Origin of the sequence: Commensalibacter sp. Nvir (assembly GCF_963921845.1) — a bacterium.
Taxonomy (GTDB): Bacteria; Pseudomonadota; Alphaproteobacteria; order Acetobacterales; family Acetobacteraceae; genus Commensalibacter.
The window spans coordinates 25,019-39,449 of record NZ_CAWUGZ010000130.1 but is presented as its reverse complement, the minus strand read 5'-3'; the positions used below and the strand labels follow the sequence as shown (position 1 = coordinate 39,449).

Annotated in this window: 10 protein-coding genes; 4 read left to right on the top strand and 6 right to left on the bottom strand. The window is 38.7% G+C overall.

Annotated elements, in window-relative coordinates; translation table 11 throughout:
* Positions 1–99: 99 nt before the first annotated feature.
* Positions 100–1,644 carry an NADH-quinone oxidoreductase subunit M gene (locus tag AABE15_RS08245; protein ID WP_338330814.1) on the top strand — a complete coding sequence of 515 codons (1,545 nt, stop codon included), beginning with the start codon at positions 100–102 and terminating at the stop codon, positions 1,642–1,644.
* 120 nt (positions 1,645–1,764) lie between these two features.
* Positions 1,765–3,216 carry a class II fumarate hydratase gene (gene fumC / locus AABE15_RS08240; RefSeq protein ID WP_338330813.1) on the top strand — a complete coding sequence of 484 codons (1,452 nt, stop codon included), beginning with the start codon at positions 1,765–1,767 and terminating at the stop codon, positions 3,214–3,216.
* Between the two features lie 154 nt (positions 3,217–3,370).
* On the opposite strand, the gene parE is transcribed toward fumC, so the two are convergent.
* Positions 3,371–5,398, bottom strand: coding sequence for a DNA topoisomerase IV subunit B (gene parE, locus AABE15_RS08235; protein WP_338330812.1), 2,028 nt, complete (start codon positions 5,396–5,398; stop codon positions 3,371–3,373).
* A gap of 78 nt (positions 5,399–5,476) precedes the next feature.
* Positions 5,477–6,016, bottom strand: a complete 540-nt coding sequence (locus tag AABE15_RS08230; RefSeq protein ID WP_338330811.1) for a hypothetical protein — start codon at positions 6,014–6,016, stop codon at positions 5,477–5,479.
* 431 nt (positions 6,017–6,447) lie between these two features.
* Between AABE15_RS08230 and AABE15_RS08225 the strand changes: the two genes are divergently transcribed.
* Complete coding sequence (locus tag AABE15_RS08225) at positions 6,448–7,008, top strand: hypothetical protein (protein ID WP_338330810.1); 561 nt, start codon at positions 6,448–6,450, stop codon at positions 7,006–7,008.
* A gap of 37 nt (positions 7,009–7,045) precedes the next feature.
* Here the strand turns inward: AABE15_RS08225 and AABE15_RS08220 are convergent, their stop codons facing one another.
* Positions 7,046–7,495 carry an Rrf2 family transcriptional regulator gene (locus tag AABE15_RS08220; protein ID WP_338330809.1) on the bottom strand — a complete coding sequence of 150 codons (450 nt, stop codon included), beginning with the start codon at positions 7,493–7,495 and terminating at the stop codon, positions 7,046–7,048.
* A 166-nt stretch (positions 7,496–7,661) separates the two neighbouring features.
* Between AABE15_RS08220 and cysK the strand changes: the two genes are divergently transcribed.
* Positions 7,662–8,669: a cysteine synthase A gene (gene cysK, locus AABE15_RS08215; RefSeq protein ID WP_338330808.1), complete on the top strand. Its 1,008-nt coding sequence runs from the start codon at positions 7,662–7,664 to the stop codon at positions 8,667–8,669.
* A 41-nt stretch (positions 8,670–8,710) separates the two neighbouring features.
* Here the strand turns inward: cysK and AABE15_RS08210 are convergent, their stop codons facing one another.
* The 3 genes from AABE15_RS08210 to topA form a co-directional block, all read right to left on the bottom strand.
* Positions 8,711–9,865 (bottom strand): OmpA family protein, encoded by a 1,155-nt coding sequence (locus AABE15_RS08210; protein WP_338330807.1) that lies wholly within the window; start codon positions 9,863–9,865, stop codon positions 8,711–8,713.
* A 145-nt stretch (positions 9,866–10,010) separates the two neighbouring features.
* Complete coding sequence (locus AABE15_RS08205) at positions 10,011–11,537, bottom strand: S41 family peptidase (RefSeq protein WP_338330806.1); 1,527 nt, start codon at positions 11,535–11,537, stop codon at positions 10,011–10,013.
* Between the two features lie 255 nt (positions 11,538–11,792).
* On the bottom strand, positions 11,793–14,375 hold the full coding sequence (topA, locus tag AABE15_RS08200) for a type I DNA topoisomerase (protein WP_338330805.1): 2,583 nt from the start codon (positions 14,373–14,375) through the stop codon (positions 11,793–11,795).
* Positions 14,376–14,431: the final 56 nt, after the last annotated feature.

Genomic DNA, 14,431 nt, shown 5'->3' with positions numbered 1-14,431 from the left:
TTACTCATGTAGTTCGAAATCAGTTCTGGGCAATTGTTTTAGAACGTTGTATATAATCTGTTATTGTAGCGCTTGTTCAATTAAAAAAGTGAGAACACCGTGCATTCTGTATTACTCACCTCGATAACGTATTTACCCTTGTTGGGAGCATTCGTTATATTTCTTATGCGTGGATCTTACGAAGAGGTTGCACGTGCGTCCCGTTGGATAGGTTTATGGACAAGTGTGATTGTCTTCGGGCTATCCATGATACTTTGGAATAGGTTCAATCCTTCCCATCTTGGCTATCAATTTGCTTATCAAAGTGTTTGGTTGTCGGGTTATGGAGTTTCCTATCACGTTGGTGTGGATGGTATTAGTTTATTTTTCATTATCTTATCGACGTTGCTTACCCTTATTGCTGTTTTAGCGGCTTGGCAGATGATAACCGATCGCATACGCGAATATATGATTGCAGTTTTACTACTCGAAACGGCATTAGTTGGGTTATTTTCTGCGTTAGACATGGTGGTTTTTTATTGTTTTTACGAAACAACGCTGATTCCGAGCACGTTTTTGATTGGGATTTGGGGGGGACCAAAACGAATTTTTGCTTCGTTACAATTTTTTCTTTTTACGTTCACCGGTTCACTTTTTCTTCTGATAGGAATTCTGTGGATGTGGGCGTATACCGGCACAACGGATCTTCCTGTCTTAATGCAACAAAATTTTTCGCCGATTGCACAAGGCTGGCTATTGCTAGGATTTATTGTAGCATTTGGTGTAAAATTACCTTTGTTTCCTTTGCACGCATGGCTGCCTCGAACGTATGTTGAAGGCCCTGCTCCGACCACTCTTTTGGTGGCTGGAGTTATGTCTAAGGCAGGTGCCTATGGTTTGTTAAGATTTTGTATTTTTCTTCTACCTCAAGCGTCTCATCGATTTTCAATTTTCATTATGAGTTTGGGTGTGGTTGCTGTTATTTATGGAGCCATTATTGCATTTTCACAACATGACGTAAAAAAAACAATTGCCTATGCCTCGTTTTCACATATGGGATTAATCGCTATTGGTCTATTTTCCTTTACTGCTGAGGGTATGAGCGGTGCTTTAATGCAGATGATTTCCCATGGTATTGTTATTGCGGCTTTATTTTTATGCGTTGCTGCCATAACGTACAGGGCTAAAACGCGCTCAATTGATGATTTTGGTGGTATAGCCAAGCAAATGCCCAATTTGGCTTTACTTGCAATGGTGTTTATCATGGCTAACATTGGCTTGCCTGGAACGGGAGCTTTTGTTGGTGAATTGCTTATCATGATAGGCGCCTTAAAAGTTTCATTTTGGATAGCTATACTGGGTGGATCGACAATGGTCTTAGGGGCGATTTATACCCTGATCTTTTATCGAAAAATTCTTTTTGGTCGTGTATTGAAACCAGCAGTTGTTCAAATGCGTGATCTTAGTTTAAGAGAATTATCCATCTTAGTTCCTTTAGCTTTAATTACCTTATGGATGGGTATTTATCCAATCAGTTTTTTATCTGTATTTAATCCTGTAGTGCACTCATTTATAGGGTCACAACCTATGCCGCTTTTGACCTCCTCAACGAAACCTATTGTTGTTTCACATGTTGAATTAGGCGATGGAATTCCTCTTCGCTAAAAATTTATCGTCTCTCTAATTCTCTTTACCTCTTTACGCTTTTTATTCTTAATCGTTGGATTGAGAGGGTTTTCTTCGTATAATGAATGCGGTTTAACTCTCATTGCGTAAGGATTGCTTATGGTCAATCGTTCACTCTTTAAGGGTTCTATTCCACTCGGACTTAACAGAAGAGGTTTTCGAACAGAAAGCGATAGCCTGGGTAAAATTAAAGTCCCCGCTGACCGTTACTGGGGCGCGCAAACGCAACGTTCGCTTTATCATTTCAATATTGCCGACGATAAAATGCCCAAAAATGTTTATCACACATACGGTATTATCAAAAATGCTGCTGCACGCGTAAATAAGGAAGCTGGCCGTTTAGATAATACAAAAGCAAAGGCCATTATTCAGGCTTCTCTCGAAGTAGAAAAAGGGTGGTTGGACGAGAATTTTCCTCTATGTGTTTGGCAAACGGGGTCTGGCACACAAACCAATATGAATGTAAATGAAGTGATTGCCAATAGAGCGATTCAGCTGCTTGGAGGGAAAATAGGAAGTAAAATTCCAGTTCATCCTAATGATCACGTGAATATGGGGCAATCGTCCAATGATAGTTTTCCTACCGTTATGCATGTGTCTACCGTCTTAGCGTTGGAAAAGCATCTTTTCCCGGAACTTAATCAACTGGTGGCCTGCATTGAAGGCAAAGCTGAAGTGTGGTCCAAGGTTGTTAAAATTGGCAGAACGCACTTGCAAGACGCGGTACCTTTAACGGTTGGTCAAGAATGGTCTGGTTGGGCATATCAGTTGAAATGCAGTATTCGTGGCATTAAAAAAGCTGAAAAGGGGTTGTTTAAGTTAGCCGCAGGTGGCACAGCGGTTGGCACTGGCCTAAATGCACCTAAAGGATTTTCTAACGCCATTGCAAATAAAATTGCAAAATTGACCTCGTACCCATTCGTTACGGCACCCAACAAATTTGCTGCGTTATCGAGCGTCGATGCAATGGTTTCCATTATGGCTTCACTCAGAGGTCTTGCCACTGTTCTTATAAAAATTGCGAATGATATTCGCTGGCTAGCTTCTGGACCTTGCTGTGGCCTTGGTGAATTGCATCTACCTGATAACGAGCCAGGATCCTCTATTATGCCTGGAAAAGTCAACCCTACGCAATGCGAAGCTATGATTATGGTTTGCACGCATGTCATCGGTTTAGACGTTGCGGTGGCTATGGCTGGCCTGCAAGGTAATTTTCAACTTAACGTGACTCGACCTATGGTGGTTACAAATGTTCTACATGCTTGCCGTTTGCTAGCGGATATGAGCAAATCTTTTCGAAAATTTTTAATTGAAGGAACAACATTAAATGAAAAGAAAATTCAATATTATGTGGATCACTCCTTGATGTTGGTTACGGCTTTGGCTCCTGTAGTGGGTTACGATGGCGCTGCTGAAATTGCGCGCCTTGGAAGGGACAAAAATTTAAATTTAAAACAAGCAGCCCTTCAGTCAGGATTGCTAACGGAAAATCAATTTGATCAATTGATTAACCCAACATTGATGGCCGGTCATGGTGTTAAAGGTGCTTAAACGTGTTTAAAAGAAGCTTTAAAATAAAGTAAGTTCATCCAATGTGGTAAGGAAAGGTTTTATGCATACATTGTTGTTAGTAATAAAAGAACATGAGCGAACATTTGATATGTTAATATATTTAATCCCTTGATTTTAAAGAATATATTGATAATTAAATGTCTATATTTTCAAATGATTCAGCGTGTTGTTGTATAAATTGAAACCTCATTTCTGATCGGCGCCCCATTAGATTGGAAACGCATAACTCTGTATTTTTTCTGTCTTCTTGAGCAATCAGTACTCTTAATAATATACGATGGTTTGGATCCATTGTGGTTTCTTTTAAATCTTTTGGTGGCATTTCCCCCAGACCTTTAAAACGTGAAACCTCTATTTTAGCTTGATTACGACTAAGTTTTTTTAATTTAACCTCTTTATCCTTATCGTTCATTGCGTAAATATTTTTTCCGCTTTGTGTTAATCGATAAAGGGGAGGCTGAGCAAGAAAAATTTTACCTTGGTTTACAAGTTCAGGAAGTTCTTGATAAAAAAATGTCATGAGCAATGAAGCGATGTGCGCTCCGTCGACATCCGCATCCGTCATAATGATGATGCGACCATATCTTAATTTGGAAATATTAAAATGCGTACCCGTTCCGCAACCTAATGCTTCGATTAGGTCTTTTAATTCTTGATTATTGTTAAGTTTTTGGTTTGAAGCACTGGCCACATTTAATATTTTACCTCTTAAGGGTAAAATGGCTTGCGTTTCCCTGTTTCTGGCTTGTTTAGCGGATCCTCCTGCTGAGTCTCCTTCTACAAGAAATATTTCCGTTGAAGTGGAATTTTCTTGGGTGCAATCTGTGAGTTTCCCAGGTAACCTTAAACGTTTGGTTGCACTTTTTCTTTGTATATCTCTGTTTTCTTTACGTTTTAATCGCTCTTCTGCTTTTTCAAGAATGGCGGACAATAACGTATCGGCTTGACTGGGATCGGCCGCAAACCAATGGTCAAGTCTATCCCCGATAGCGGTTTCAACTAATTTAACGGTTTCTTTCGAGCTCAATTTTTCTTTTGTTTGCCCTTGGAATTCAGGCGTGTGGATAAAAATAGAGAGTTTGGCACAAATAGAGTTAAGGATGTCTTCCGAAGTGATAATTCCTATACGTTTAATTGAACGTTGCTCTCCCCACGATCGTATGCCTTTTAGTAAAGCATTTTTTAATCCTTGTTCATGCGTGCCCCCTAAAGGAGTCGGGATCGTATTACAAAATGAAGAAAGCGAAGGTACGCTTTTTTCAAGCCAGGCAATAGACCATTCGATGCGTCCTGTAGGATTTCCTAGGGCATCAGTAGGGAGCTGTACATCTTCAGACCATATAGGACAGATGAGAAAATCGGTTTCAATTTCTTCCTTTAGACTGTCTTCTAGGCCATTTGGAAAATGCAAAACTGCCTCTGTAGGCGTAGCGTTGTTTGCAATGAGCTGTTTTTCACAAGACCAGAGAATTGTAACCCCTTTAAACAAAAAGGCTTTGGAACGGCATAGGGTGTAAAGTCGTTGAGGATCAAAATGTATATCGCCAAATATTTGATTATCGGGAATAAAACTTATTTGAGTTCCTCTTCGATTAAGCACAACCCCCATTTTTTCAAGAGATGAAGTCGGCAACCCTTTGGAGTAAGTTTGTTTCCATACAGTTCGATCACGTGCAACCTCAACCTCCATCCAAGAGGATAATGCATTAACAACAGAAGAACCAACGCCATGTAGGCCTCCAGCCGTATTGTAAACTTTGTTCGAAAATTTTCCTCCCGCATGTAGCGTGGTCATAATAACTTCTAATGCGGACTTATTTTTATATTTTGGGTGAAGATCAACGGGGATGCCTCTACCATTGTCTCGGACAGTAAGTTTATTACCCGCTTCGAGTTTGACTTCAATTTTATTCGCAAAGCCTTCTACTGCCTCATCCATCGCGTTGTCCAAAACTTCTGCTGCAAGGTGATGGTAAGCCGTTTCGTTGGTTCCGCCAATATACATGCCAGGCCTGCGACGGACAGGTTCTAATCCTTCTAAAACCTCAATGTCCTTAGCATCATAGCTGTCTTTTTTATATGCCTCAGGCTGCGATGGGTGCGCTTTTTGTTTGTTTGTTTTTGGTTTGCCTTGTTGAGTTAAAGAAAATAAATCATTCATTATTTAAAAGTATTCCATAAAAAAACGGTGTGATGACATTCATTTTCTTTAAAACGATGACTTCTAATTGTTTATTTTTTAATGTTTTTTCGCAACCTTGTGTCGGGTAATATGTCTTTTGCGACCTGTTTTTGATTTGACGACCGAAGGGGCTTCGCAAACTTCAACCGAAGCGGGTTGCATAATATTTTTAGCATCAGCGTATTCAGATAATTCTTCTGCGGTCTTTAGAGGTTTAATTTCATCAAACATATTAACACGTTGGCGACAAAATATAGTTCCTGCTTTTAACCCTTCAGAAGATTGTACGTTGGCAAGTTGAGTTATATAGTCATCTTGTTCTTTTTGTGCCCTTCTTCCGTAATTTTTTCGAAAAAGTATTTTGAGTTTATCTTGTTCTTCGTTAATTACGGATCTAAACTGTCCAATAAACCCATTATATTTATCTTGGGCTTGGCAGGATAACGCAGTTACCATTAACTCGCTTTTCAATCCTTCAACATTAAACGATTGATGTGTAGGAGAGATCTTGCAGGTTGAACTAGCAAAACTTGAACTGCTAAAAAAAAGACCAGCAAAAATTAATCCACATAAAGCATGTTTTGTTAAAAGAGACATCGAATTCTCCAAATCGGATATGGGTAAAAGGTATAGAGGTCGAAAACAAAAAACAAATTTGTTTACCAAGATGCGTTTACATTAATCTTTGTTCTCTATAGTACTTTAAGCTTATGACTTATAAAGTAATTAGATTTTGGGTATAGCAAATATATCATATTATGCAATATTTAAAATTTTAATTCTTATTATCCTTAAGTCATAACCTAAATAGCCAATTTTATTACAAAAACACTATTAAATTCTATTTAAAAGTTTTTTTAATTCTCGATTCGTAAATTAGATTTTTTAAAATTATATAAATTGCGGTTCGTTTTAAAATCTATTTATTTTATCATAGATAAGTATTAAAGTTGTGTTCAACGGCTTGCGGTAATTGTATGCTTATGCATCGTATTTATCATTTTGTTTAAGTTAATGGGGGTCCATTCGTGAGATTTCAATTCTCTTTAGTTACGGTTACATTCGGATTTGTTTTGGTAGCTTGTCAGCATCCAGCAGTAATAGCGCCCGATCGTGAAATTAATAATCCTTTTAAATACGATAAACGGTCCGCTGTATGCACTGTAACGCCTATTGTTAAAAATCAAGATGGTAGTTTGAAAACTGAAATGAAAGTACGCAGTGACGAGGGGCAGTGCGAATTTACAGTAGAGACACCTAATCCAAAAGGGGCCTATCAATCTTTTGGTGTGACCACGTTACCAGAACACGGAAAAACGTTTATTTATAATTATGATAATCGTACCTATATACGCTATACGCCAACGACTGCTTATGCAGGAACAGACCAGTTTGTGGCTGTACTTATAAGCAAAGACGACACAGTAAAAACGCCGCTTAGTGTTAGTGTAACCGTAGATAACACTGGGGTTCCCTTACCAAAACCCGTGGTAGAAACAAAACCCGATACATCAACGTCCAAAGCTAAAACAAACAGAAACCATAGAAAAAGAGCTGTTTCTAGAACCAAGAAAAAGAATATGAACTAGTTTTTGTGTATCTTAAAATTTAAAGAGTTTTAAGATACTAAATGAAAAAATGTATTGCGGTAGGTTTGGGTTTTTTAATCCCTTTTTGTTCTGCTGTTTTTGTTAAATCTTGTAAGGTTGTTTTAGAAAATTCCGTCAGAATTTTTTGATCAATTTTTTCCCAGAAAGGTTTAATAACCTGCAGGTGCAATACAGAAGAAATTTCTTGGTATTTCTCTTTTTCTTCTAAAGTGATGGCTTGAATAATGTCTGCTACGGTAATTAATCGTTTTGGCCTTGAAAGATGATACCCCCCATGGGGGCCGCGAATACTGGTAAGAATTTTTGCTTTAGATAAAAGTTGTAAAATGGGCTCGATACTTCTTTTAGGTAAATTCGTTCGTTGCGAGATATCTGCCGCGTTTATTGCATGATTCCGATTCGAATAAAAGGCGACATCTGTCATAATTAAAACAGCGATGATGGCGCGGTCTTGTCTTAATACCATATACTATAATTCCACCTTTAAATTAATCCTGACAACAGCAAACGATTATCATAATTTTACTTATTGTATTCTTAATAATAACATAAAATAATGTAGATAATTTTATTTACAAACTAGAGTAGTACTATAAATTGAATCCTAATTGCATTATAGGAGACGAGCCGAAATGTCGCGTAAAGAAATTTCCCAAACATTTTTAGATGATGATAATCATTTTAGTTTTGCTGAACCTAGAGGAAAAATTTACGATTCCATCCTTGAAACGATTGGTGGAACCCCACTAGTGCGTCCAAGAAATTTGCTTGCCATTGATAAAATTCAAGCCGATATTCTTCTTAAAATGGAATGTTTTAATCCTTTGGCTTCCGTAAAAGATCGTATTGCGGCTTCAATGGTTTTGCAGGCTGAAAAAGAGGGGAAATTGATCCCTCATAAAAGCGTTATTGTTGAACCCACTTCTGGAAATACTGGAATAGGTTTGGCATTTGTGGCTGCTTCTAGGGGATATCGGTTAATTGTTACCATGCCTGAAAAAGCATCAATTGAGCGAAGGAGAATGATACGCTTTCTTGATGGAGAAGTGGAGCTGACTCCGGGAAGTCTAGGCATGGCGGGGGCAATAGCAAGGGCAAAAGAAATTGTTAAAACAACTCCTCACAGTTGGATGCCAGAACAGTTTGAAAATAAAATGAATAGTTTGGTTCACGAGAAAACAACGGGAAGAGAAATTTGGGAAGACACCAAAGGTAAGGTAGATATTGTTGTCGCAGGGATAGGAACAGGCGGCACTATTACGGGTATAGCAAAAATTTTAAAACAACATAATCTGAACATCGAAATGTATGGCGTAGAGCCTGCTGAGAGTGCGGTTTTAAATGGTGAAGAACCGGGCCCTCATGGCATTCAAGGAATTGGTGCTGGGTTCAAACCTAAAATTCTTGATACAAGTGTGATTAAAAAAATACTTGTAGTTTCTGAGAACGAAGCCATTGGTGCAGCACGGAGGTTGGCACGCCTTGATGGTATAGCTGTGGGGATTTCATCTGGAGCAGCTTTGCATGCCGGTCTTAAACTGGCATCGGATACAAAGAACAAAGGAAAGACGATCGTAGTAATAGCCCCTTCCTTTGCAGAACGGTATTTGTCAACGCCATTATTTGCGGGTTTAAACTAACACTTGTTTTGAGATTTAAAATGTAAATTCTATTTTAAACGCTAATGTATTATAATTTCTACGCGACGATTTTGCGCTTCTCTTGTATTTTCTGAGGTTTTTTTGAGTGGATTTTCTGAGCCAAAGCCGTGAATATCAACTTCAGAAGCTGCAATACCATTTTTAATAAGCTCTGCTCGTATCGCTTTGGCTCGTTTTAACGAAAGTTCAATATTATACCGTTTGCCTTTTTCATTTTGAGAGCCAGAATTGTCTGTATAGCCATTGACCTCAATGCGCGTGTGTTGAACGCTACTATATCCTAAGGCAGCCTCTCGTACAATAGCTCTGGCACGGTCATCCAAATCGGCGCTATTCCAATTGAAAAAGATTAAATAAGTTTGTGAATTTCTCGAATGTGGCACTTCGGGGGTTGGATTAGATACGGGTGTTTCCGGAGGGGGCGCAGGATTAAATTCGTACCTTAAGCCTAATAGAAGGGAATGATTAAAATACGTTGTCGTATCCCGGTTGCCGCGACCATATCTATCTTCGTGTGTTGAATTATATCCTCCTTGAGTACCCCAAACGTCTGCTGTATGGCTTTGGGGTGCAAGCATAGTCCAAAAACGATATTCAGTAACGAAAGAAAGTCCTACAATCCAAGGGGTAGGAAACGAAAGCCCGCCAATAGCTTGGTATGAAAAATTACCAAAAGTGCCTCCAAGTTTTTCAGTAAGTCTGTTATCATTCGTATATAAATTCACCCCATTCATGGTCGACCATCCATATCCTATACCGGCGCCAAAATAAGGGAAAATATAATGATTGCCTATATCCATATCGAACAGTGCATTGGCCATAAAACCATAGGTTTGCTGGCTCCCGTGACCGTATGCTTTGTAGGTACCTAAATTTTGATATTTTAAAGAATTATTACGGTAGTTTCCTTCAATTTCGACACGGAATCCGTTTCCTAGCCCATATCCAATACTACCAATTCCTGTTTCCCCTATACGATATACATCACGTCCAGCTGGCATAATAGAGTTTAATCGCACGACTTGGTCTTGATTAAAGCTGGCGCCTCCTGAACCTGTAACATACAAACCCCGTACTGGCTGTGCCTGTGCAGATGATGAAACGACCAAAGCACTATACAAAGAAGCGGAAAGACTGAAAACTGAAGACGCAATTAGACGAAGTCGTAATTTCATCGTAAACCCTTATGGTAACTGATTTTTCTATACGTGGTTATTAGACTAATTTTGATGCATTAAACAGTAAGAATTTTGTTTTTAAACGTCTTAGACATGCAAATTTAAGAGTTTAGTAAATGATCAATAAGAGATCAATATTCTTTTACTCTGCAGGAATAAGTTTCAGTGCTTGGGTATAGAGATTTTGATCGAGTATTAATTTAATAGCAATATCAAGATCATTATCTGTCCCTACCGCTGCGGGACAGGAGTTGCGTAATAAGGTAATGGTTTTGGAAGATAAAGGCAATCGGGTTTTTCGTGAGAGAGAAATTATTGTTTCATAATTGGACGTGTGCGTTCCCAAGTTTTTTAATTGTTTTTGTACAAAAGCGTTGCCTCTGCTGGTACATATTTGAGGTATGACTCCTAGACCCTGTAGAGGCCAACCTAAAGGTGCGATTACGCGGCTCCAGGTAACAAATAATTCCCCATTATCCGGAAGTTGTGCAATGGTTTGCACAAGTCCTTTTCCTAGCGTCACACTTCCAACGACAACAGCCCTTCTATGATCTGAAAGTGAGGCGGCTAGTATTTCAGCGGCGCTTGCTGTGCGTCCATCCACTAAAATAACAATAGGCGCCCCTTTAATAAGATCTCCTCCTTGTACGACCCATACATGGTTTGCTTCTGGATTTCTTCCTTGCGTAGTTACAGCAATACCATTATCCAAAAGCAGCGCTATGCTCGTTACTGCTTGTTGCAAAACACCACCACGATTTCCCCTTAGATCAATAATCAACCCTTTTATATTTATTTCTTGCATTGCTTGATCCAAGTATTGACTCATTTCTTCTGCAGTCGTTGTTGAAAATAAAGTAATTTTTAAGATAACAATATCGTCACTTGAAAAAGCAAAAACCGTTGCAGGGGGAATTAACTCTCGTTTTATTTTAGCTGTATGTGTTTTTTTTGAATTTTTATGACCCCAGGTTAAAATTACATAGGTATTCTCAGGTCCTTCGAGCCAATGGTTTATGGTGTTAAGGGGTTGATCAAATGTAGTTTTATCGTCAACCTTGAAAAGATATTGACCCACATCGATGCCGGCCTCCCAAGCCGGGCTATTAGTGTTAATAGTGTTAATTAAGGTATATTTACCGTGTTTGGTTAAGGTTATGCCGACGTTAGCCTCGCCCCCATCTCTAAAGGAACGATCGGAATCAGCAGAAGCAGGCGCAACATAACGTGAATAGGGATCAAGATGATCAAAAAGTTCGTCAAAAAAAGCTTGTATTAAATTTTGATTATCGCCAGTTTTAATATCAGGGGAATTGTTCCAAGCTTGGAACCAAAAATCAAGAATGAATTGAACCCATTGTTGAATATCGTTTTTTGAGGATGGTAATTCAGCAGAATAAATTAATTTTTGAGCTCTGAAAAGATAGAGCTTGTTTTCGGCCACTTTGAGCGTAAATGAAGGATCCAAGGCATTTATTCCATTCAAACCCCACATACATAGGCGTTGAATGGTATGTTCTTCTAAACTACGAGGTTGTAAGAACGTTAACGCGGTAGTAAGAACGTTATAATATGTTTCTTTATTAAACGTATTTACGGAAGTTGTAGACGTGAGGGGTTGAGAAAAAGCCCTTATAGAACTTGCAGCTAGAAAAAAAAGTGTAAACACAATGCATTTTAATAGCCGTCTGTAATCATTAGAAATGATATCACGGAAAAATGGCTTTGTATGTGTAAATACATGGAAAGATTGCCGCATAAGGGAGGGAATAGGAATTCTCCGAAGACAAAATCTAACGATGCTATTAACAAGTCAAAATGAGTGAAAAATTAATAACAAAGCAGAGTGGGTAGTTATTTCCGTCATAAAAAAAGCAAATTATGACTTAAACTATACATGCTTTCTAAAAATTTAACAATTTACTTATACTTTTTTAGTTTTTTTTACTGTCACTTTATTTTTAGTGGTTGATGGTTTTTTCTTGCCTCCGCTTGGAGTTTTACCTTTGTCTTTTAAAAGTTGCATTGCCTCTTCTAACGATAAAGTCGTTTCGTCTTTATCTTTTGGAAGATTGGCAATTGTTTTATTATGTTGCAAATAAAAACCAAAACGTCCCTTGCGAAGTAAAATAGGATTGTTGTCTTTGGTATGTAAACCAAGGGTTCGTATAGTGGCAAGCTTTTGATCAATAACCTCAACGGCTTGATTAAGAGTAATGTCTAAAATATTTTCTCCCTTTTTTAAAGATGCAAAAATCCCTCCCATTTTAAGATAAGGTCCAAACCGCCCTAGGCCGGCTTGAATTGTTTCTTGCGTTTTAGGATGGGGTCCAAGCTGTTTCGGGAGCGATAAAAGTGCAAGCGCATCCTCCAAAGAGAGGTTAAGGGCATTTGTCCCAAAGGGTATTGTGGATCGTTTGGGTTTTTTGTTTTTATCTTCGGAATCCGTGTCGCCGAGTTGAAGATAAAGCCCCCAGGGTCCTTTTTTTAAATAGACATTTTTATCGGTTTGTGGATCTTTTCCTAATAGTTTTGTGCCTTCGATTAGTTCTTTTTCGTCGTTATCGTTTGATTCTTCAGCAATTAATTTGCGAGTATATTGGCATTCTGGATAGTTTACACAGCCTATAAAAGATCCATAACGACCAAGTTTAAGGTGAAGGATACCGTCTGTACAAGCGGGACACTTCCTTGGGTTAGGATTATCGGGGCTCGGAGCAAAAAAATGCGCTTCTAAATCCTTATCCAATGCATCAATAACGTCAGATATTTTTAAGTCTTTAGTTTGTTCAATAGCCTTGGAAAAATCTTGCCAAAATTCTTGTAAAACCGTTTTCCAGTTTAATTTGCTGTTGGAGATATTATCAAGCCGTTCTTCAAGATTAGCGGTAAAATCGACATCTACATAGCGTTTGAAAAAGGAAGTTAAAAAAGCTGTAACCAATCGACCTCTGTTTTGAGGAATAAAGTAACGATTTTCGAGAGCAACGTAATCTCTATCTCTTAATACCCCCAATATAGACGCATAAGTTGAAGGTCTTCCAATCCCAAGTTCTTCCATTTTTTTGACAAGAGAAGCCTCGCTGTATCGCGCAGGAGGTTGGGTAAAATGCTGCTCTGGATTTAACTTGTTCAGGCTAACCTCTTCCCCTTCTTTCATTGTAGGTAATAGGGTTGAAGCATCACTCGAATGCTTATCTTTATCTGTGTCGTCGGAGCTTTCTTTGTAAAGTTTTAAAAAACCATCAAAAGCGATCACAGAACCCGTTGCCCGAAATAATGCGGTTTGGTTAGGATTGCTAAGAACAGCGGCAACTTGATCAATAACTGCCGATTGCATTTGACTGGCAACAGCCCTTTTCCAAATTAGTTCATATAATTTTTTTTGTTCAGGGGTCAAAAAAGCCGCAACGTGATCAGGGGTATTGTCTATAGAGGTTGGCCTAATGGCTTCGTGCGCTTCTTGGGCATTTTTTGCTTTACTGACGTATTTACGCGCTGTGCCCGGTAGATAATTTTTGCCAAAGTTTTTCCCTATATGGGTTCGAATGGACTCAATGGCTTCGTTTGCTAATTGGACACCATCCGTACGCATATAAGTAATAAGTCCAACCGTTTCTCCTTGGAGATCAATCCCTTCATACAATTGTTGAGCCGTCCTCATGGTGGTTTGAGCACTCATATGAAGTTTTCTTGAAGCTTCTTGCTGTAACGTGGACGTAGTAAAAGGAGGGGAAGGATTTCTTTTCGTTTGTTTACGTTCGATCGATTGAACGGCATAGGATGTCTTAATAATCTCTTGGCAAATATTTTGTGTAATGGATTCATTGGCTAAATCAAATTGTTCAAGTTTTTTCCCTTCAAAGTGAGTCAACCTTGCAGAAAAATCAATATTACGTAAGGTTTTAAACTGTCCCGTAATGGTCCAATATTCTTTAGATTGAAATACTTCAATTTCCGCTTCACGTTCGCAAATCAATCTTAAAGCTACCGATTGAACGCGTCCAGCGCTTCTGGAACCGGGTAGTTTACGCCATAAAATTGGGGAAAGCGTAAATCCTACTAAGTAATCCAGGGCACGCCTTGCCAAATAGGCTTCAATAAGAGGTTGGTCCAAATCTCTAGGATGTTTAATTGCGTGTTGTACGGCTTGTCTTGTTATTTCATTAAACGTGATACGCTCGACATTAATATTTCTAAGAAGATTTTTTTCTTCCAGCATGGATCGAACGTGCCATGAAATGGCTTCTCCTTCGCGATCGGGATCGGTTGCAAGATAAAGCGTTTGTGCACCTTTCAAAGCCTTAGCGATGAGTTTTATTTGCTTATTACCTCGCTCGTCGGCTTGCCAGTCCATGGCAAAATTTTCATCGGGACGAACGCTTCCATCTTTCGGAGGAAGATCTCTTACGTGCCCCAATGAAGCGACGACAGTGTATTTATTGCCAAGGTATTTATTAATAGTTTTGGCTTTGGCAGGAGATTCAACAATAATGACGTCCGTCATAGTTTCCCCAGATGAGTGTACAATATAAAAAGTAAATCAAAGTCAAAGATACTAAT

Bases quoted from the DNA above. Each gene is read 5' to 3' on its own strand.
- fumC (WP_338330813.1), top strand. From the start codon at position 1,765: ATGGTCAATCGTTCACTCTTTAAGGGTTCTATTCCACTCGGACTTAAC.
- parE (WP_338330812.1), bottom strand. From the start codon at position 5,398: ATGAATGATTTATTTTCTTTAACTCAACAAGGCAAACCAAAAACAAAC.
- AABE15_RS08230 (WP_338330811.1), bottom strand. From the start codon at position 6,016: ATGTCTCTTTTAACAAAACATGCTTTATGTGGATTAATTTTTGCTGGT.
- AABE15_RS08220 (WP_338330809.1), bottom strand. From the start codon at position 7,495: ATGGTATTAAGACAAGACCGCGCCATCATCGCTGTTTTAATTATGACA.
- cysK (WP_338330808.1), top strand. From the start codon at position 7,662: ATGTCGCGTAAAGAAATTTCCCAAACATTTTTAGATGATGATAATCAT.
- AABE15_RS08210 (WP_338330807.1), bottom strand. From the start codon at position 9,865: ATGAAATTACGACTTCGTCTAATTGCGTCTTCAGTTTTCAGTCTTTCC.
- topA (WP_338330805.1), bottom strand. From the start codon at position 14,375: ATGACGGACGTCATTATTGTTGAATCTCCTGCCAAAGCCAAAACTATT.